This window comes from Bacillus sp. (in: firmicutes) (assembly GCA_017656295.1).
GTDB lineage: Bacteria > Bacillota > Bacilli > Bacillales > JACDOC01 > JACDOC01.
The window spans coordinates 259397-278220 of sequence record JACDOC010000001.1; the positions used below are offsets into that span (position 1 = coordinate 259397).

Below are 18824 nucleotides of genomic sequence, written 5' to 3' on the forward strand. Positions count from 1 at the left end.
CTTTTATCAAGTTCGTTGTGAATATTCCGAAAAATAACCGCATTTTGTATGTATTGGGCATTTTGTTCATAAAGTTCATAGGGGAATTTTGAAAGAATTAGAAAACGGTTGACTTGGGAAAATTGTAGTTTCAGGCTACCCAAACAAAAAAGCCGCCTTTTAAAGACGGCTTACAAACTCCCTTTTCGTACGATATCAATCATCATCTCCGCATTCGGGTAGTTCACTTCTTGATATTTTTCAACGACTTTTTCAATGTCCACGTTTACTCGTTCAATGGAGGTCCGGATATTCCCCTTTTCTATTTCCACCATCGCATACGAAGCTTTCGGCATTCCGTCAAACGGCAAACCGACGCTGCCTAAATTCATCACAATCTTTCCATTAATATAGCGAATGTACGGCTTATGTATATGAGCATACACGTAAATATCGGGATCTTTTTTGGACATGATTTTTTCTTGGATTACGTTATCATCCATGTGCGGTAAGACCACATCAAACAAACTATCCGGTGTCGCATGGAACGCATGGATCGTCACGTTTTCTACATGAATCGTCTTTTCTGTTGGTAACTGTTTTAAGTATTCTAAGTCTTCCGTATCTAGCTGCGAAACCGTCCAGTCCCGCTCGCGGTTCATCAATTCCAACGCGTGATTTGGCACTTCTCCTTTTTTTACACCACGCACGACCCACTCATCGGCATTTCCTTTAATAACCTCCGCATCCAACGAACGAATCACTTCAAGCGCTCTTTTCGGCTCCGGCCCTCGGTAACATAGGTCGCCAAGTACATAGATCTGGTCGACTTTCTTTTGTTGAAGCTCTGCCATCACCGCATCCAGCGCGATCGCATTGCCGTGAATATCTGAAATAAAGGCGATTTTCATAAAGGAACCTCCTTTGAGACAAAGTTTTTACCTATCGTACATATAAATTTGGTTAAAAGACGAAAAAAGGCGTGATCAGATGAGTAACCCCCATGCTTTACGAAACATCCTTTTTTTAGTAGTTGCAGGACTTCTCGGTATAGCGGGATATTTTATATTTACTTCTAAACCTGACCCTACCTCCATTGTACGCCAATTTTACGCATATGAGCAAAAAGGGGATTTTGGCAGCGCATGGGAGCTGTTTCATTCCACGATGAAAGAACGCTTTGTAAAAAATAGCTACGTGACAGAGCGTTCTCATATTTACATGAGTCATTTCGGTGTGACCACCTTTGATTTCACCCTTTCCGACGAAGCTGAAAAACGATCTAAAATGAGCGAAGACGGCCCAGCGTTCAAGGAAGCGTACCAAGTTACGGTACAACAAACTTTTCATAGTAAATTCGGGACCTTCACAATTCAGCAAGACGTGTATGTAGTAAAGGAAAAAGGCCAGTGGAAAATTGTTTGGAAATTTGACAGATAAGATAAAGGACAGCTGCTATGACGTTGTGGAAACTGAAAGTAAAGTAGCGTGAACGTTAAGAAAAATAGCAGGAATTGAAAGAAAAGTAGTGTGAACTTCAAGTAAAAGTGCCGGAACTTCAAGAAAGTAGTAACGAACTTTAAGTAAATTTTAACGAACTGAAAGTAAAATTACCTGAACTTCAAGAAATGTAGAGTGAACGTAAAGAAAAGTAGTGCGAACTAAAAGTAAAGTAGAGTGAACGTAAAGTAAAGTAGTTCGAACTTCAAGAAAAATAGTGCGAACTGAAAGTAATATTGCCGGAACTGCAAGTAAAGTTATAGGACCTTCAAACAAAATTCAAAACAAATTGGGACAATTGCAAAAAAGCGGTCGAATAACTAAATCAAATCTTACAGTTGGCCATTTAGCTATTATATTTTCAAAAAATTAAAGGAATTCAAACAAATTATGTAGTATATATTTATTAACGGTAATAAAAAGGAATTTTTCCTTAAAAGATGTTTAGTATGAAAAACAAAATCGTATTCGTGGCATCCCGTAAATTTAGAAAGGTTGAGAATCATATGGTTATCAGTATGAAAGGAAAATCAAAAAAAATTATTCATCAAATGATTAATATTAGAAGAGACCTTCACGAAAACCCAGAGTTGAGCGGAGAGGAATACGAAACTTCTAAGAAAATTCAACAAGTGTTAACGAAGTACGGTATTCCATTTGAAGCGGGTTTTGCTAAGACAGGAGTATTGGGAATTATAAAAGGTGCTAAGCCCGGAAAGACCGTTGCTTTACGGGCAGATATTGATGCCCTTCCCATTACAGAACAGACGAATTTGCCATTCTCTTCAAAAGTGAACGGGAAGATGCATGCCTGTGGTCATGATGCGCACACGGCTATGTTATTAGGAGCAGGTATTTTACTTAATGAAGTGAAAGATAGTCTCCAAGGTACTATTTTACTAGTCTTTCAACCTGCTGAAGAAAATGCGCCAAGTGGAGGAGCAGCAAAGATGATGGAGGATGGTGTATTTAGTACTTATACGCCAGACGTCATTATTGGTCAGCATGTGTGGCCTGATCTTCCCGTTGGTACCATTGGTGTAAAACCAGGACCAATAATGGCCAATTCTGATCGTTTCAAAGTTGTGATTAAAGGGGAGGGCGGCCATGCGAGTATGCCTCACCAAGCGATTGATGCTGTTATTGTTGCTAATCAAGTCATTACATCCTTACAAACGATTGTTAGTCGGAATGTCGATCCAGTTGATTCCGCTGTTATTACCATCGGAAAAATTGAGGGTGGCTATCGGTACAATGTGATTGCTGATATGGTCACATTAGAAGGAACGGTTCGTACTTTTACAAACGAAACAAAGCAACTAATCAAAGAAAAATTTTATCAGGTTGTTACAGGTATCGTTCAATCGATGGGGGCTAAAGTAGAGATTCAATACATGGACGGTTATCCAGCTACGGTAAATACGCCTATATGGGCTGATCAAATAAAAGAAACGGCAACCAATTTATTTGGTAAAAATAGTACTCCTCACGTTGAACCTTGTATGGGTGGAGAAGATTTTGGGCGCTTTTTACAAAAGTATCCAGGTGTCTTTTATTGGCTTGGTACATCTATTGGAGAAGGACAAAAGCCGTTACACGATCCACAATTTATGGTAAATGAAGATGCTTTACCTTATGGTATTGAGTTAATGGCCCAAGCAGCGATCGATATTTTGAAAAAATTAAATGATAAAAAGGAGAGTGTCGTCCATGAGTGAAAGCTATGAATCTTTTATCCAATCTATTACACCCTATTTAATCAAAAAACGGCGTGAGCTTCATGAACACCCTGAAGTAGGCTGGACGGAATATGTAACTACATATAAGCTGGCAAAAGAATTAGAAGCAATGGGATACAAGCTTACGGTTGGAAAAGATATGATGGTAAGCTCGGCCCGGTTAGGAGTTCCTTCTGAGCAAGAACTTTTAAAAAATGAAGAACGTGCCAAGAAAATGGGAGTTCCAATGGACTTTCTTGAAAAAATGAAGGGAGGACACACTGGTGTCATCGCCCAATTTCTAACCGGACGTCCGGGAAAGCATGTGGCAATGAGGTTTGATATTGATGCGTTACCAATACAAGAGTCTCGTGACCTAGAACATCGACCAACTCAATATCATTTTTCTTCAAAAAGGGACGGCGTTATGCATGCGTGTGGGCATGATGGACATGCAGCGATTGGGTTAGGAGTTGCTCGCTTTCTTCAACATTTCAAAGATGGACTTACGGGTCAATTTACACTTATTTTTCAACCTGCAGAAGAAGGTGGAAGAGGGGCAAAGCCAATTGTCGAGCGTGGGTGGCTTGATCATGTAGATTATTTTCTTAGTGGACATATTGGCGTTCATTCGCTTCCAGTAGGTACCGTTGCTGCAACTACCAACAAATTTTTAGCGAGTTCAAAATATAACATTATTTTAAAAGGAAAGTCAGCACATGCTGGTCTTGAACCAAACGCAGGAAAAAATGCCCTGTTAGCGGCAGCTGCTGCAAGTCTTCATTTAAGCGGGATTCCTCGCCATGCTGATGGGGCTACTAGAATAAATATCGGTAAATTAGAAGCAGGTAGCGGCAGAAATATCGTACCAGATTATGCTCGTATGGAAATTGAAACACGTGGTGAAACAACTGCACTTAACGAATATATGACAGAAGAAGCGTTGCGAATCATTAAGGCAAGTGCTGCTTTATATGATGTTCAAGTGGAGATCGAGTTTGTTGGTACAGCACTCAATGCTACTTGTGATGAGGTGTTTATACCGATTGTTGAAAAAATAAGCCAACAAAGCTCGTTGATTGAAAAGGTGTTCCCCGTCTTACCAATTGGAGCTTCTGAGGATGTGACATATATGATGAATCATGTCCAAAAACATGGTGGAAAGGCTACTTTTATGATTTTTGCAAGTCCATTACGTGCAGGACACCACCATCCTCAATTTGACTATGATGAAATGGTGATTCCTACAGCTGTTGAAACCTTATCACGAACAGTCCTAGAGATGATTAAAAAGGAGGGAACTGTTCATGCTTAAATGGCTTGAAGACCATTTACTTCAATTGAATTTAGTGGATAAGATGAATCAACCAGAGGGCTTTACAAGACTTGGCTATTCAAACGAAGAAAATCAATCGATAGCTGCTTTTGAAAAAATCGCCAAAGAATTAGGGCTAGAAATTAAAAGGGACCAAGCAGGAAATGTGATTGCCCGCTGGATAGGCGCGTCAGAAGATTTACCAGCAGTAGCAGTAGGGTCCCATCTGGATACAGTGGTGTCGGGTGGGGGATATGACGGAACTGCAGGTGTCCTTTGTGCCCTTGGTGCTGTTAAGCAATTAAAAGACGAAGGATACCAGCCAACTCATCCGATTGAGGTGATTGTGTTTCGCTCCGAAGAATCTGCTAGATTTGGTATTTCTACAATAGGCAGTAAAGCAATGGCCGGATTGTTAGATTTACAAATTGGGAGTGTAAAAGATTCCTCAGGTATTTCGATTCGAGAAGCCGTGGCAACCCTTGGATTTAATTGGGATGAGTTTTCGAAAGCTGAACGGAAAAAGGAAGAGTTGAAATGCTTTTTAGAGTTACATATCGAACAAGGAACCGTTCTTGAAGAAAATCAAAAAGATTATGGAATTGTTGATGGAGTGGCATGTCCGATCCGTCTTAAAGTCAAAGTATTTGGTCTTGCGGGACATACGGGTACTTCCCCAATGAACGGACGTCGAGATGCGTTAGTAGCAGTTGCACCTCTTATCTCCTATGTGTCCGAAACGGCAACCAAACTTAGCGAAGAAAACTCTACACCTGTTGTAGCGACAGTTAGTACAATGGAGGTAAAGCCGAATTCGATAAATGTGATTCCTGGGTATGTCGAGGTCGGAATCGATATTAGAAGTGTCGAAGATTCTCTAAAAAAAATCGTAGAGCAATCCATTCGAGAGAAATGTAATGAACTAGAGCGTTTGTATCATGTTTCTATCGAAATAGAAAAACTGGTTGATAATCCATCTGTCTTTTTAGATGAACGCATTCAACAACAGTTAAAAAAAGTTGTTAGCGAGATGGGTTACTCTTATTTAATGATGAATAGTGGAGCGGGGCATGACGTGATGAATATGGCAAAGAAATGGCCATCAGGACTTATTTTTATACCTTGTAAAGATGGGCTAAGTCATCATCCTGCTGAACATGCCTCCCTTGAAGATATGCGATTAGGTGTAAACATCATCGCTGGCTTTTTAAAAAAAGAAGCAGGTGGTTTAAATGAAAAAAGTACGAGTGGGAGTAGTAGGGCCTAAGGATTCTGTTACGCAAGTTTTAAAAGCAGGTGAACATTTTAAGGAGCTCGATTTAATTCCATTTATCTATGAACGAACAGAAGAAACAGAAGATATCATTGTACGGAATCATGACTGGGTAGATCAATGGTTTTTCTCAGGGCAAGCACCTTATTATTATGCTTTATCAAAGGGAGTTCTAACAGAGGATGAAGGTAGCTATGTCCCATTACATGGGTCTAGTTTGCTTAGCACACTTCTTGAAATGTTCGTGAAGGAAGGGAAAATTGTTCATCGTGTTAGTCTTGATACGATACAAGAAGATGAAATTGAAAAGGCTAAAAATGCGTTCTCGCTTCATGAACTAACCTTTTATACAATTTCGTATTCTGGCTATATGCCTGCTGAGGACATTATTCAATTTCATAAGAATTTATATGAAAACAACCAAATAGACGTTGCAATTACTTGTATCAGTTCGGTTTACCATGCACTAAAAAAATTAAGGATTCCTGTGTACCGTGTGATTCAATCAGAGCTCGCCGTTCAGAGGTCATTAGGCTTTATTAAAGAGCGAGGCCAAACAAGTTGGTATCGAAAATCCCAGCTTGTTATGATTGGCATTGAAATTATTTATCCTTCTCAAGCAAGTATGGGCCATCCATTTTCTTTTAAGCTGAAACATCAAGAACTTGAACTTAAGCGAGTATTGCTCGACTTCGTAGAAGAAATAAGTGGTTCCATCGTTCAAGTTGGCGATGGTTTGCATTATATATATACGACCAGAGGAGAACTAGAACGTTTTACAAAACAACGCTCTATTTATTCAATAGTAGACGAGATATTTGTGAATAGTAAATTACCTGTTCGGATTGGAATTGGCTATGGATTAACCGTTCTCGAAGCAGAAGAACATGTAAGAATGGCCATTGAACAAGTCAGAAAACAAGAGGATTCTGGTGTGGTTATTATTAATGAGGATAAAAAAGTTATTGAATTACTTGAGGACGAACAACATATTTCTTATATACAACGGAAACAAGGTAGTGAGTGGGAAAAGTTATTTAAAGACGCTGGTATCAGTTCGTCACTGGCAGCAAAAATTGAATCCCTTTCCCATCATTACGGGCAAACGGCTATCACATCACATGATCTGGCTCGTTGGTTAAAAAGTACCGAACGAAACGCAAGGCGGATATTAGCTGAAATGGAACGTATTGGCCTTGCCAAGGTAACTGGTGAAGAGTCAGTCGGTCGTGGACGTCCACGTAAAATCTACCAACTTATTTTTTAAAAGGTATTGGAATTTGTATTATAGCCAGAGAATTTAATCAAGGGCAAAAGAGCAAGTCTTTGATATTGTTAACCACAGATGTTCTTTTGCTCAAATTTTATTATCAATTTTATTCTAAAAATTCATAATATTAGAGGAATTTAAAAATAAACAACGAATACTAATTAATAACGGTATAAAAATGGAATAATTCCGTTAATAAACAATGAAAGGGAGAGTGAGTAAATTGCCGCAACCACAAATTGGGGGAGACGTTCCAAAACAATCAAAGGGGCTGGCTCGATTTTTAAATACGGTTGAACGAATTGGGAATAGGCTACCAGACCCATTTTTTATCTTCATTTATTTAGCCGTTTTTGTCATGCTGTTATCTTGGGTTGTAGGTAGTATGGGGATAACTGTTACGCACCCAGGGACAGGTGAAGAACTTCCAATTAAAAGTCTTATTTCTGGTGAAGGTCTTCAATATATTTTGTCTTCGATGTTAACGAACTTTACAGAATTTAAACCACTTGGTCTGGTATTGGCTATGATGCTCGGGATTGGGTTAGCTGAAAAAGTTGGGCTATTAGAAAGTGCCATTAAGAAATCTATTTTAAATGCACCAAAATCATTAATTACGTATTCGGTTGTTTTTATTGGGATTTTAGGAAACTTAGCCTCTGATGCTGCTTTCGTATTAATTCCTCCTCTTGCTGCTATGGTTTTCTATTCGGTTGGTCGACATCCGCTAGCGGGACTAGCTGCAGGTTTTGCAGGGGTAGGATCTGGATTTACAGCTAACATTTTTATCGCTGGTACCGATGCACTATTGTCAGGTATTTCAACAGAAGCTGCTAAAAGTATTGACCCTGATATGGTTGTTACACCAGTTGATAACTGGTATTTCATGATTACATCTGTTTTTATCCTTTCTATTGTTGGAGCACTGATTACGGAGAATTTAATTGAACCACGTCTTGAAAAGTATGAAGGAAAAGTTCAGAAAACACTTGAAGAGGAAAGCCCACTTGAAGGAAGAGGATTACGTAATAGTTTAATAGCAGGTCTCGTATATATTGCTGTTATTGTAGTAGGGCTATTTTGGCCAAATTCACCTTTACGGAATGAAGAAGGTGGCATCATTCCATCACCATTTTTATCAGGTATCATTCCGATTACATTATTCTTCTTTATTACAGTAGGTGTAGCGTATGGTGTTACTACAAAGAAAATTACTAGTACAAGAGATATTCCGAAATATATGGGCGAAGCGATGAAGGATATGTCAGGTTATATTGTTTTAATTTTCGCAGCCGCTCAATTTATTGCTTATTTTAATTGGACGAACTTAGGAACTTGGGTTGCGGTAAATGGTGCTGAACTTTTAACGTCCATGAATCTAACGGGGCTACCTGTTGTCATTGGCTTTTCAGTGCTTACATCCATTTTAAATTTAATTATTTTTAGTGGATCTGCACAATGGGCTCTGGAGGCACCCATTTTTATCCCAATGATGATGTTATTAGACTATCATCCAGCATTTATCCAAGCCGCTTATCGTATTGCTGATTCCTCAACTAATATTATTACACCACTAAACCCGTATATCTTAATTGTTTTAGCATTTATGAAAGAATACGATAAAAAAGCAGGACTTGGAACTTTAATTTCACTAATGCTTCCATATAGCATCATTTTCTTTGTCATTTGGTTGATTTTATTAGTTGTCTTTGCTGTATTTGGGATTCCATTCGGACCTGGAATTGGAATGTACTTATAATTGAACGTAAGGATGGTGAAAAATTCACCGTCCAATTTTTTTGCTTAATAACGTACGTGTTTTGATTTCATGAACAAAATTGGTTCAAACTAGTAACAGGTATCAGAAGGCTCAAACTGTAAGAGTCGATCGAAGAAATCTTTCTCACAACCCGATATAATTAAAAATCTTTTATATATTTCAACAAATTTACCAAAAATTAATCCTTTTTTTACAAGAAAATACTATAATTGACATATAAACAATTTCGATTAGGGGGAGGATTTGGTTTGAAATTCCGTTTTCGAGGTTTGGTTTCTACTGTTGTAGCCGCAGTGATGTCGATTAGCTTGCTGACACCTGTTGGTCAAACGGTACAGGCAGATAGTGGTGATTTTGAGTTACGCGTGCTTCATCTTAACGATACGCATTCTCATCTCGATAATGTTGCACGTCGGGTGACAGCAATTAAAGAAGCGCGTGCAGAAGTCGAGAATTCGATTTTACTTGACGCAGGGGATGTATTTTCTGGAACGCTCTTTTTCAACCAATACGAGGGATTAGCTGATTTACAGTTTATGAACATGATCGGATATGACGCGATGGTTCCTGGAAACCATGAATTTGACAAAGGTCCAGAAGTGTTTGCGGAGTTTATTAAACAAGCCGAATTCCCGATTGTCAGTGCGAATATTGATTATAGCAATGAACCTGCATTAAACAGTTTATTTAAAGATGAAATCGGTAGCCCTGCTGAGGATGGAACGATTTATCCGGCGATTATTTTAGAAGTAGGCGGAGAAAAAATCGGTGTCTTCGGATTAACAACACCTGAAACGGCTTTTCTCGCTAACCCTGGGGAAAATGTTGTGTTTGAAAATGAAATTGAAAAAGCAAAAGAAGCCGTTGAACAGTTAGAACAACGTGGCATTAACAAAATTATTGCTTTGACGCATCTAGGATATCCATACGATGTAGAACTTGCTAAACAAGTAGAAGGTATTGACATTATTGTTGGTGGCCATAGTCATACACAGTTGGACGAACCTGTCGTTTTTAACGAAGATACGGAACCAACGATTGTTGTGCAAGCAAAAGAATATAGCGAATATTTAGGAAAACTAGACGTTGTGTTTAATAAAGACGGGGTACTGACTTCTTGGAACGAAGAACTCGTCCACATTGACGCGAAAGATGAAAACGGTCAATATCTCATTCCTTCAGATGAAGAAGCACAAAAACTATATGAAGAATTACTTGGCCCGATTGAAGAATTAAAAGCCGAAATCGTCGGTACTTCTGATGTCTTTTTAAATGGCGAACGTACTTTCGTTCGTCGGGGCGAAACAAACTTAGGGAACTTAATTACGGACGGCATGTTAGCAGCGGCGAAAAAAGCGATTCCAGAAACAACGCTTGCTTTACAAAATGGCGGCGGTATTCGTGCTTCGATTGATAAAGGCGAAATTTCCCTTGGTGAAGTACTAACAACGATGCCATTCGGTAACACATTGGTGACACTCGAATTAAGCGGTGCGGAAGTCATTGAAGCCCTTGAAAATGGTGTAAGTAAAGTTGAAGAAGTGGCAGGACGTTTCCTACAAGTATCAGGTATGAAATTTACGTTTGATTCAACGAAACCAGCTGGTGAACGAATTGTGGAAGTCTTTGTCGAAACTGAAAACGGCTATGAACCAATCGATAAAGACAACATGTATGTGTTAGCAACAAACGCCTATATTGCTAATGGCGGCGATGACTATCAAGTGTTCAAAAAGGCAAAAGACGAAGGTCGAATGACAGAATTATTCGTTCCAGATTACGAAGTGTTTAATGCTTATCTTGAAGAGATTGGTACGGTTAAAGCGACATTTGAAGGACGTATCTTACAATCAATCCATGATATGAAGTCAACAGACTTTGGTTTTGAAGCTGCACAAGAAATCGTGGCTCGCAATATTGTGCCATTAGAAGATGGAAAGTTTCTCCCACAAGCGAAAGTCACTCGTGCTGAAGCTGCCGCATGGCTTACCAATGCCTTAATGTTAAAAGTTCCTGAAAATGTAAATGTGTTTGCCGATGTCGATGAATCGCATCCATATGCAGAAGCTATTGCTGCAGTAAAAGATGCTGGCATTTTCAACGGATATGCGGATGGCACCTTCCGTCCGGATCAAGTATTAACTCGCGAACAAATGGCGACTATTTTGGTTCGTGCCTTTAAACTACAGAAAAAAGACATGCCAGTGAAATTAAGCGACCTTGGACACGTATCTGCCTCTCACAAAGCCAATGTCGAAATTTTATTCCAAAACGGCATTACAAAGGGTTCCAACGGCAAATTTAATCCACACAAGCAAACAACACGTGTTCAATTTGCAGTATTCTTACAACGTGCACTGAACAAGTAATCAGTAAAAGACTGCCTTTGGTAGGCAGTCTTTTTAATTGAAAGAGGATTTTTCTTATATTTGTTGAAATATAGTAAGGGTCATAGAAAGGAGTGGTGATTTTTTGATTAAAAAACCTCGCAATGTTCCTCTCATTCTCCAAAAATATGAAGCTTTGCTACGCCGCCTTCCGAAAGACCATCCGAAGCGTGAGCTTATTGAACAGGAAGTATTGAAAAGACGAGCCGGACTGGAAGGAGAAAAATCGATTGACTATTATTTGAAAGGAGTCCCGAAAGAGCGGTATTACATTTTTCATAATCTCCGGTTACCAGTAGAGGATGAATATGCTCAATTTGATACGATTCTTTTATCCCATTCTTACATTCTAATCCTCGAAATTAAGAATATTAAAGGGACACTGTATTTCGACCAATCGTTTCACCAACTCATTCGTGTCAAAGATGAAAAAGAAGATGGGTTTCCCGACCCCATTTCACAAGTAAACCGGCAGCAAACACTGTTATCTTCATGGCTCCAATTACATCGTCTACCAGTTCCTCCAATCGAGTCGCTCATCGTTATTAGTGACCCCTCAACAATTATCAAAGCTTCCTCCTATCATAAAGAAATTTTCCAAAAGGTTGTCCGAGCATCTAACTTGTCTCAAAAGATCAAATCCTTTGAAGCAAAACATCAAGTCGAAAAATTAACAAGAAAAGAAATGAATAAAATGTCGAGGTTATTTCATAAGGAACATACACCACTAAATAGTGATATAGTATCCTATTTCAAACTTTCAAGAGAGGATATTTTGACTGGAGTCCACTGTCCAAGCTGCTCCACTTTGCCGATTCCAAAACATCCGAATCGGAATAAATGGAAATGTCCTAATTGTAAAAAAGAGCATCCTCACGCCCATATCTATTCGTTGAGGGACTACGCGCTTTTAATCAGCACCACTATTACTAACCGCGAATGTCGAGAATTTCTTCATATCCAATCACCGTGGACGACGGCTAGATTATTACGTTCAATGAACCTTCCATACACAGGGTCAAAAAGCCATCCAAAATATAATTTACCACTTGATGAATAGAAAACATTGAGGCGGTAATAAGTGGGGCGACGGTAAAACGAAGTACGCAAACTATAAAAAAGCAGGATAACAGCAACTTAGTGGCGGGAAGTGCAAGCCACGCGAGAGGAAGTGCAAGCCAAGTGTGAGGAAGTGCAAGCCGAACGAGTAGAAGTGCAAGCCGCGCGAGAGGAAGTGCAAGCCGCGCGAGAGGAAGTGCAAGCCGCGCGAGAGGAAGTGCAAGCCGCGCGAGAGGAAGTGCAAGCCAAACGAGAGGAAGTGCAAGCCGAACGAGTAGAAGTGCAAGCCGAACGAGTAGAAGTGCAAGCCAAACAGCGAAAAACTGAAAGCCCAGTGCTCCTAGCCTGCAAACCTGAGTGTATAGACGATAAAAATGGCTTAATAACTGGTGAAACCTACAAAAATCAGCAGGTGTCACTCCACTTTTGTTATCGGAATGTCCTCATTCCATAAAACCAGTCCATAAAACAACGGACCGATGAAAAAAACGAGCAGAGCCAAACAGGTCAGCATGCTCTTTTTCGAACAAATCGGCTTGTCTTGAAACGCACGCCATATGACACAAAGAAGCAACGGAACACTGATACCCGCAGTTGTTCCCACGATATTAGCAGCCGCGTCCATCCATTCGGCTGTCCGTATCGGTAACCATAATTGACGGTATTCTTCGAGTAACCCAATGATATTTAATCCAAACCAGACCGTTATGATTTTCTTTATACCATTTTGCCATGGGGGGATTAGGCAAACGAAAATCGATAACCCGAAAGCGGCGATTGCATATGCGATAAAATGTTGCCATTTATCCGTCCCGAATAATAAGATCCATTCCAATCTTCTCACCTCATTCACAGCATGACCAACGAGAGGTTAGGGTACCCCTCTTTCTGTTAATAAAGTATGTTTGGAGCCGATAATTGTCCGTAAAGTAGGAGAATGTGTCCGGAACATGTAGCCCATTTGTCTGGAAACCAATCACAGAAATACGAATAATCTGTCCGTAAAATTTCAAAAAGTGTCTGGAAATCTGTCCCCAACCATTCATAATAAAAAACCGGCTGACCGCCAACTCCATTCGAGCGGTTCAGCCGCATATCAAAAACAATCTATTATTCTATGAAATTTCCTCTTTCCAACGCGCTAACTGTGTCCTCATTATCGCTCTTCGTTTTTTAATCGCCGATTCCGACACACCCTCCTTTTCAGCAACTTCTTTTACACTTAGTCCGCAAACGAATTGCCAAGCTAACTCAAATTGCTTTTCGGACAACACCTCTTTCATTGAAAGCAACAGTTCTTTTTCCTGAATCGACACGTCTGCCGAGTCTATCATCAACCAAAATTCCGTATCAGGCAAAACATTTCGATCGTCATGGCGCTTCGATTTTTTCAGTTCCTCCAGTATTCGTCCCCAGACAAATGAGTACGCATAACTAAAAAACTTCCCCTTTGAAGGATCAAATCGCTCATACGCCTCCCATAGTCCAATCAACCCAATTTGAAAATACTCGTCCTTGTCCTTATAAATATGAAGCGATTGAATAATCCGGTGGATCATCGGCTCAAACTTCTTCACTACCGCCTCAAAGCTTTCCATTCGAACTCCTTCTGGAAAGCGCGCCTTCCAATGGATTCCCGGGTACCTTCACCATACCGGTTCCCCGCACAATTTTCGAATGGCGAAAAATTTCGAACATTGATAGAAAATAAAAATATCTATAAGAGAAAATAAAAAGTTTTATTAATTAGTGCTACGATTTTCCATTAATGACAGAAAATTGATGATTTTAAAAAAATGTATCTTAAAAATAAAAAAGGAACGCTGCCCCAAAACAACGTTCCTAACTACTTCACCTTTTATCTACTTTTTATATACCGGCAACACAATCTCTACTCGCGTCCACTGATTTTTTTGACTGTAGTAATGTACTGTGCCGCCCATGTCTTGGATGAGTTTACGTATGATTAATGTACCTAAGCCGGTTCCTTTTGATTTAGTTGTGTAATACGGTAGACCAATTTTCTTTACTTCTTCTTTGGTTAGTCCGATGCCGTTGTCTTCTATTATGATGGCTACTTTTTGGATTGGTAAGCTCATCGATTTAACGGTAATTTTACCATCGGTGGTTCCTTTATTTTCAATGGCTTCTATAGCGTTTTTCAAAATATTTAATAGCGCTTGCTTTAGAAATTTTTTCTCCACATGAACAAGATGTTCGTTGGATAAATCGAGGTCAATCGTGATATTTTTCATTTGAGCCGTTGGTTTGATGAGTTCGACCATGGCTTTTAACGTCGTTTCGACGACGAATGTCTCACGCCCATCTTTCCCTGGTTTGGATAATGATAAGTAATCTGAAATAATTTCATTTGTTCGATTTAATTCTTCTAATATTAAATCAGAATACTGTGGTAACAGATGATGTTGATTATTAGTAATTAAAAATTGAATAAATCCGCGAACCGTTGTTAATGGATTACGAATTTCGTGAGCAAAGGCGGCTGCCATATGACTGACCGTCTTTAAATGTTCTACATATAAGGTATCTTCAATTTGTTGATTGATTTCCATTAACTTTTCCATTGTAAAAATTAACCCAAACATCGTAGGAAAAAAGAGTGAAAAGTAAATAATATAGAAAGATGATGTTAAAAAGGGAACAAACAACTCTAAAGTAATTAATGAGAAAACAGTAAAACAAATAAAAATGACAAAAGATATAGGTGCCTTTTGACGAGCTTCTAGAAAAGGCTTTCGAAACCCGATTCCTAATAAATAAGCAATAATATTAATCACAACCCCAGGAACGACGAACTCTCCACCAATGATGATCCGCATGATTGTTACGATGAAAAAGCAAAATAAACCGACCCATTTTCCTCGGTATAGCGTTAACACTAATAGAATCACCATACGGAAATCAAAGTTCGTGTCCCCAAGCACTTCGATCGGGTAAAACATACATAACACCGCAGCTAAGGTTCCAACCAGTGCATAGATCACTTGTTCGTTAAACGGATATTGCTTTCTTTTTTTCAAAGGAAAGAAAAGATTCGTACTAACGAGAAAGGCAATGATAATCGTGTAGTTAACAATTAAAGGTTTAATGATATGAATAAACATCCTGTGATTCCCCTAAACACCGTCTTGCTGTCCAATAAAAATATGTCCTGATTCATCATAACATAAGAAAAGATACCTGTGTTAGTTTGAAAATATGATTAAAAGGTAGGGAGGAAAACGGATCATTTTTGTCGAATTTGTCGGTGTATTTTTGTTGTGAGTAAAAAGTTAATGGTTGTATCGGCAAATATAGGTCAAACTTGGTAGGAATCTTCCCCTATCGGTAAATAAAATCCGAATTCTGGCAAGTAAACTACAGTTTTTCGACAAAATCAAACGATCGTTTTTATACATATTGAAGCAAGGATATTTTCTTCTCCATCAAACGGAGGTGGCCACCATGATTTTTCCATTAGGCGATGGGGCTGTCATTGTTGAGTTAGGCGACCAGATGAATGAAAAAGTAAGCGAGCAAGCGATTAAGCTAGCACAAAAGCTCGAACAACAGCCGTTTCCAGGGTTTATTGAAGCAGTGCCTGCGTATACGACGGTAACGGTGTTTTACCGACCAGAGGTTTTCGACCGAGCGTTCGCTCAAGTCTCAAACTATATTCAAAAAGCCATGAAACAACTATCCGAGCAACATCCTATTCAAGGCCGGACGATTAAAATTCCTGTTTGTTACGGAGGAGCGTTCGGACCAGATTTAGATGAGGTCGCGCATTACCACGGCCTCCCACCGGAAGAGGTCATTGAACGGCACACAAATCATACATATACGGTTGCGTTTCTCGGGTTTTCTCCTGGGTTTCCGTTTTTACTTGGGCTAGATCCAGCTATCGCTACACCTCGTAAATCCACTCCGAGAACACGGGTTCCTGCTGGCTCTGTCGGTATTGCGGGGCAACAAACCGGCATTTATCCTGTTGAGTCTCCTGGTGGTTGGCAAATCATTGGGCGAACGCCTCTGTCTTTATTTTTTCCGGAAAAAGAACAGCCGACGCTCATTCGACCTGGCGACCGGATTATTTTTCACCCGATTTCAGAAAAAGAATTTAATGTAATTGTCAACGGATTTAAGGAGGACGACGAATGACGGTGACCATCACGAAAGCAGGGGTGTTGACGACAATCCAAGATAGCGGGAGATTTGGTTATCAAAAGCTCGGTGTCCCATGTGGCGGAGCAATGGACGATTATGCGATGCGCCTCGCGAACATTGCGGTCGGAAACGATGAAGAAGAAGCGGTTATTGAAATGACGATGATTGGGGCAAATTATAAATTCCAAGAACCGGCTGTCATTTGTCTCACCGGCGCGGACATGAATGCGACGTTACATGGAAAAAAACTCGAACTCGGTCGTCCCTACTATATCAAAGCCGGAAGCGAACTCCGCTTACAGGCAGCCCAAAACGGTTTTCGTACATACTTAGCGATTCAAGGGGGAATCCAAATCCCACCCGTACTCCAAAGTAAAAGCACGTATGTCAAAGCACAACTCGGCGGCCTAAACGGTCATCCGCTAAAACCAGGAGACGTTTTACCGATCAAACCACCAAAGCAGCTTCCACCGACCGATTGGAAGCTCAGTCCGCAATTATTTTCATATATAAACGACACCACGATTCGAGTGATCCCAGGCAAACAATATGAGTGGTTCACCAAAGAAATGATGCAACCGTTCACCCAACATCCCTATACGATTACTCCCCAGTCCGACCGCATGGGCTATCGGTTACAAGGAGAAACCCTCTCCATTCAAAAAACCAACTCGCTCATTACAGAAGGGACAGCATTCGGGACAATCCAAATCCCACCGGATGGACAACCAATAATTTTAATGGCCGACCGGCAACCAACTGGGGGCTATCCGAAAATCGGTAATGTGATCACCGTTGATTTGCCAAAGCTTGCGCAAAAACGGCCGGGAAAACAGGTTCGTTTTTCATTTGTTTCGATCGAAGAAGCCCAAGCGCTTCGGAAAAAACGGTACCACCATTTACAATCGTTGAAAAAAGTCGTTCAACAAGCCTATGAAACAACGTAAAGGAGGAAGAATCATGACTACGATTGATCTTAATTGTGACATGGGCGAAGGGTTTGGACGCTATTCATTTGGGGTAGATGAACAGATGATGCCCTACATCTCATCAGCCAATATTGCCTGCGGTTGTCATGCTGGCGATTTTTCAACAATGAACCAAACCGTCCAACTCGCTCTCAAACACAATGTCGCCATTGGGGCCCATCCTGGATTTCCGGATCGCCAAGGCTTCGGTCGACGAGAGATGATGATGTTGCCAACCGAAATCTATGAGCTGGTTCTTTACCAAATCGGCGCTCTCCAAGCCTTTGTGCAAGCCAACGGCGGAAAGCTCCATCACGTTAAGCCACACGGCGCACTGTATAACATGGCTGCCCAAAACTCAGAGATAGCGGAAGCGATTGCTAAAGCAGTATATCAAATCAGCCCGAACCTCATCCTTTACGGATTAGCAAACAGCGAATTAACGAAAGCCGGAGAGCGACTTGGCCTACCAGTCGCTCACGAAGTGTTCGCCGACCGTACGTACCAACCAAATGGAACGCTCACACCACGAACGGAACCGAACGCACTTATCACCAACGAACAACTCGTAATCGCTCAAGTCTTACACATCGTTCGACACGGCTTCGTTCGTGCCGTCGATGGGACCCTCGTTCCCATCCATGCGGACACGGTTTGTATTCATGGGGATGGGGAGAAGGCGGTTCTTTTTGCCGATAAACTCAATAAAGCGCTGGTAAAGAATGGGGTCACCGTACGAGCGTTAAATACGTAAAATAAAAAGCAGAAAAAAATCAGGGATTCTCCATTCCCTGACTTTACATTAGAAATACCGACTAAAACTGACAGAATACGATGAACACTATAATAAAAAAATGAGGCCATTTAGAGAAATTGTAAAATATAAGGAATACCTGCGCTTATTAAAACAATTAATGAAAAAATAGAAACATAGACGATCTTTTTTTTCATTTCCCGTTTACGGTGCATTTCTTCGGGAGTTAAAAACCGAGTCACATTCATTCCTCCTTGAAAACTAATAAGACACTTTTAATATCGTCAAAAAGGTATTATTTTAATAAGGTAATTGAATCATTTTTCAATGAATTTTTCGTCAACTTTTTGTTAGATAGTAGGACAAAAGTTTTGTAAAATTTACTTTTTTAGTAAAATCCAGTATATTCCATCATACAGACATGAGGTGTACGATCATGCAAAGTAATATGAGTGAGAAAGAAATTGATTTATTAGAACAAGTTTTAAAACAAGCATTTTTAAGAGGAAATCATCGGGATATGACCCCCGAAAAAATGATTGAATGGTTGAAAAGCGAATTGAAGCCGATGCTTGTTAAATAGCTTTATATAGTAATATCTTCCTCAAGGACCTCCAGTTCCCAGTTAGTATTGCGTAAATTTTCTGTATAATG

17 protein-coding genes are annotated in these 18824 nt (G+C 40.0%); 13 read left to right on the forward strand and 4 right to left on the reverse strand.

Annotated features, from left to right (window positions below):
* Positions 1 to 170: 170 nt before the first annotated feature.
* On the reverse strand, positions 171 to 890 hold the full coding sequence (locus tag H0Z31_01280; GenBank protein MBO8176069.1) for a metallophosphoesterase family protein: 720 nt from the start codon (positions 888 to 890) through the stop codon (positions 171 to 173).
* Positions 891 to 969: 79 nt separating this feature from the next.
* Here H0Z31_01280 and H0Z31_01285 point away from each other — a divergent pair, with 79 nt between their 5' ends.
* The 9 genes from H0Z31_01285 to H0Z31_01325 all read left to right on the forward strand — a co-directional run bounded on the left by H0Z31_01285 (position 970) and on the right by H0Z31_01325 (position 12735).
* Positions 970 to 1419 (forward strand): hypothetical protein, encoded by a 450-nt coding sequence (locus H0Z31_01285; protein ID MBO8176070.1) that lies wholly within the window; start codon positions 970 to 972, stop codon positions 1417 to 1419.
* A gap of 578 nt (positions 1420 to 1997) precedes the next feature.
* On the forward strand, positions 1998 to 3197 hold the full coding sequence (locus tag H0Z31_01290) for an amidohydrolase (protein ID MBO8176071.1): 1200 nt from the start codon (positions 1998 to 2000) through the stop codon (positions 3195 to 3197).
* Positions 3190 to 4512 carry an amidohydrolase gene (locus H0Z31_01295; protein ID MBO8176072.1) on the forward strand — a complete coding sequence of 441 codons (1323 nt, stop codon included), beginning with the start codon at positions 3190 to 3192 and terminating at the stop codon, positions 4510 to 4512. Before H0Z31_01290 ends, H0Z31_01295 begins: the two co-directional genes overlap by 8 nt.
* On the forward strand, positions 4505 to 5779 hold the full coding sequence (locus tag H0Z31_01300; protein ID MBO8176073.1) for a M20 family metallo-hydrolase: 1275 nt from the start codon (positions 4505 to 4507) through the stop codon (positions 5777 to 5779). Before H0Z31_01295 ends, H0Z31_01300 begins: the two co-directional genes overlap by 8 nt.
* Positions 5745 to 7052: a hypothetical protein gene (locus tag H0Z31_01305; protein MBO8176074.1), complete on the forward strand. Its 1308-nt coding sequence runs from the start codon at positions 5745 to 5747 to the stop codon at positions 7050 to 7052. The genes H0Z31_01300 and H0Z31_01305 overlap by 35 nt, the downstream gene beginning before the upstream one ends.
* A gap of 205 nt (positions 7053 to 7257) precedes the next feature.
* Positions 7258 to 8814 (forward strand): AbgT family transporter, encoded by a 1557-nt coding sequence (locus H0Z31_01310; GenBank protein ID MBO8176075.1) that lies wholly within the window; start codon positions 7258 to 7260, stop codon positions 8812 to 8814.
* A gap of 269 nt (positions 8815 to 9083) precedes the next feature.
* A complete protein-coding gene (locus tag H0Z31_01315) occupies positions 9084 to 11204 on the forward strand; it encodes a 5'-nucleotidase C-terminal domain-containing protein (protein MBO8176076.1) in 2121 nt (706 codons plus the stop codon).
* Between the two features lie 103 nt (positions 11205 to 11307).
* Positions 11308 to 12282 (forward strand): NERD domain-containing protein, encoded by a 975-nt coding sequence (locus H0Z31_01320; protein MBO8176077.1) that lies wholly within the window; start codon positions 11308 to 11310, stop codon positions 12280 to 12282.
* A 90-nt stretch (positions 12283 to 12372) separates the two neighbouring features.
* Positions 12373 to 12735 (forward strand): hypothetical protein, encoded by a 363-nt coding sequence (locus H0Z31_01325; protein ID MBO8176078.1) that lies wholly within the window; start codon positions 12373 to 12375, stop codon positions 12733 to 12735.
* On the opposite strand, the gene vanZ is transcribed toward H0Z31_01325, so the two are convergent.
* The 3 genes from vanZ to H0Z31_01340 all read right to left on the reverse strand — a co-directional run bounded on the left by vanZ (position 12697) and on the right by H0Z31_01340 (position 15406).
* Positions 12697 to 13116, reverse strand: coding sequence for a VanZ family protein (vanZ, locus tag H0Z31_01330; protein ID MBO8176079.1), 420 nt, complete (start codon positions 13114 to 13116; stop codon positions 12697 to 12699). The two genes, H0Z31_01325 and vanZ, sit on opposite strands and share 39 nt — an antisense overlap.
* 280 nt (positions 13117 to 13396) lie before the next feature.
* Complete coding sequence (locus H0Z31_01335; GenBank protein ID MBO8176080.1) at positions 13397 to 13879, reverse strand: sigma-70 family RNA polymerase sigma factor; 483 nt, start codon at positions 13877 to 13879, stop codon at positions 13397 to 13399.
* A gap of 264 nt (positions 13880 to 14143) precedes the next feature.
* Complete coding sequence (locus tag H0Z31_01340) at positions 14144 to 15406, reverse strand: GHKL domain-containing protein (protein MBO8176081.1); 1263 nt, start codon at positions 15404 to 15406, stop codon at positions 14144 to 14146.
* A gap of 340 nt (positions 15407 to 15746) precedes the next feature.
* On the opposite strand from H0Z31_01340, the gene pxpB reads away from it, so the two are divergent.
* The 4 genes from pxpB (at position 15747) to H0Z31_01360 (ending at position 18753) form a co-directional block, all read left to right on the forward strand.
* A complete protein-coding gene (gene pxpB, locus H0Z31_01345) occupies positions 15747 to 16442 on the forward strand; it encodes a 5-oxoprolinase subunit PxpB (protein ID MBO8176082.1) in 696 nt (231 codons plus the stop codon).
* Positions 16439 to 17395 carry a biotin-dependent carboxyltransferase family protein gene (locus tag H0Z31_01350; GenBank protein MBO8176083.1) on the forward strand — a complete coding sequence of 319 codons (957 nt, stop codon included), beginning with the start codon at positions 16439 to 16441 and terminating at the stop codon, positions 17393 to 17395. The genes pxpB and H0Z31_01350 overlap by 4 nt, the downstream gene beginning before the upstream one ends.
* A gap of 13 nt (positions 17396 to 17408) precedes the next feature.
* Positions 17409 to 18170 carry a LamB/YcsF family protein gene (locus H0Z31_01355; protein ID MBO8176084.1) on the forward strand — a complete coding sequence of 254 codons (762 nt, stop codon included), beginning with the start codon at positions 17409 to 17411 and terminating at the stop codon, positions 18168 to 18170.
* 436 nt (positions 18171 to 18606) lie between these two features.
* The gene (locus tag H0Z31_01360) at positions 18607 to 18753 is read left to right on the forward strand and encodes a hypothetical protein (GenBank protein ID MBO8176085.1); all 147 of its coding nucleotides are present in this window, start codon (positions 18607 to 18609) and stop codon (positions 18751 to 18753) included.
* Positions 18754 to 18824: the final 71 nt, after the last annotated feature.

What these genes read in the sequence shown, in the direction of transcription:
- H0Z31_01280 (MBO8176069.1), bottom strand. Translation starts at nt 890, where the DNA reads ATGAAAATCGCCTTTATTTCAGATATTCACGGCAATGCGATCGCGCTG.
- H0Z31_01285 (MBO8176070.1), top strand. Translation starts at nt 970, where the DNA reads ATGAGTAACCCCCATGCTTTACGAAACATCCTTTTTTTAGTAGTTGCA.
- H0Z31_01290 (MBO8176071.1), top strand. Translation starts at nt 1,998, where the DNA reads ATGAAAGGAAAATCAAAAAAAATTATTCATCAAATGATTAATATTAGA.
- H0Z31_01295 (MBO8176072.1), top strand. Translation starts at nt 3,190, where the DNA reads ATGAGTGAAAGCTATGAATCTTTTATCCAATCTATTACACCCTATTTA.
- H0Z31_01300 (MBO8176073.1), top strand. Translation starts at nt 4,505, where the DNA reads ATGCTTAAATGGCTTGAAGACCATTTACTTCAATTGAATTTAGTGGAT.
- H0Z31_01305 (MBO8176074.1), top strand. Translation starts at nt 5,745, where the DNA reads ATGAAAAAAGTACGAGTGGGAGTAGTAGGGCCTAAGGATTCTGTTACG.
- H0Z31_01310 (MBO8176075.1), top strand. Translation starts at nt 7,258, where the DNA reads ATGAAAGGGAGAGTGAGTAAATTGCCGCAACCACAAATTGGGGGAGAC.
- H0Z31_01335 (MBO8176080.1), bottom strand. Translation starts at nt 13,879, where the DNA reads ATGGAAAGCTTTGAGGCGGTAGTGAAGAAGTTTGAGCCGATGATCCAC.
- H0Z31_01340 (MBO8176081.1), bottom strand. Translation starts at nt 15,406, where the DNA reads ATGTTTATTCATATCATTAAACCTTTAATTGTTAACTACACGATTATC.
- pxpB (MBO8176082.1), top strand. Translation starts at nt 15,747, where the DNA reads ATGATTTTTCCATTAGGCGATGGGGCTGTCATTGTTGAGTTAGGCGAC.
- H0Z31_01350 (MBO8176083.1), top strand. Translation starts at nt 16,439, where the DNA reads ATGACGGTGACCATCACGAAAGCAGGGGTGTTGACGACAATCCAAGAT.
- H0Z31_01355 (MBO8176084.1), top strand. Translation starts at nt 17,409, where the DNA reads ATGACTACGATTGATCTTAATTGTGACATGGGCGAAGGGTTTGGACGC.
- H0Z31_01360 (MBO8176085.1), top strand. Translation starts at nt 18,607, where the DNA reads ATGCAAAGTAATATGAGTGAGAAAGAAATTGATTTATTAGAACAAGTT.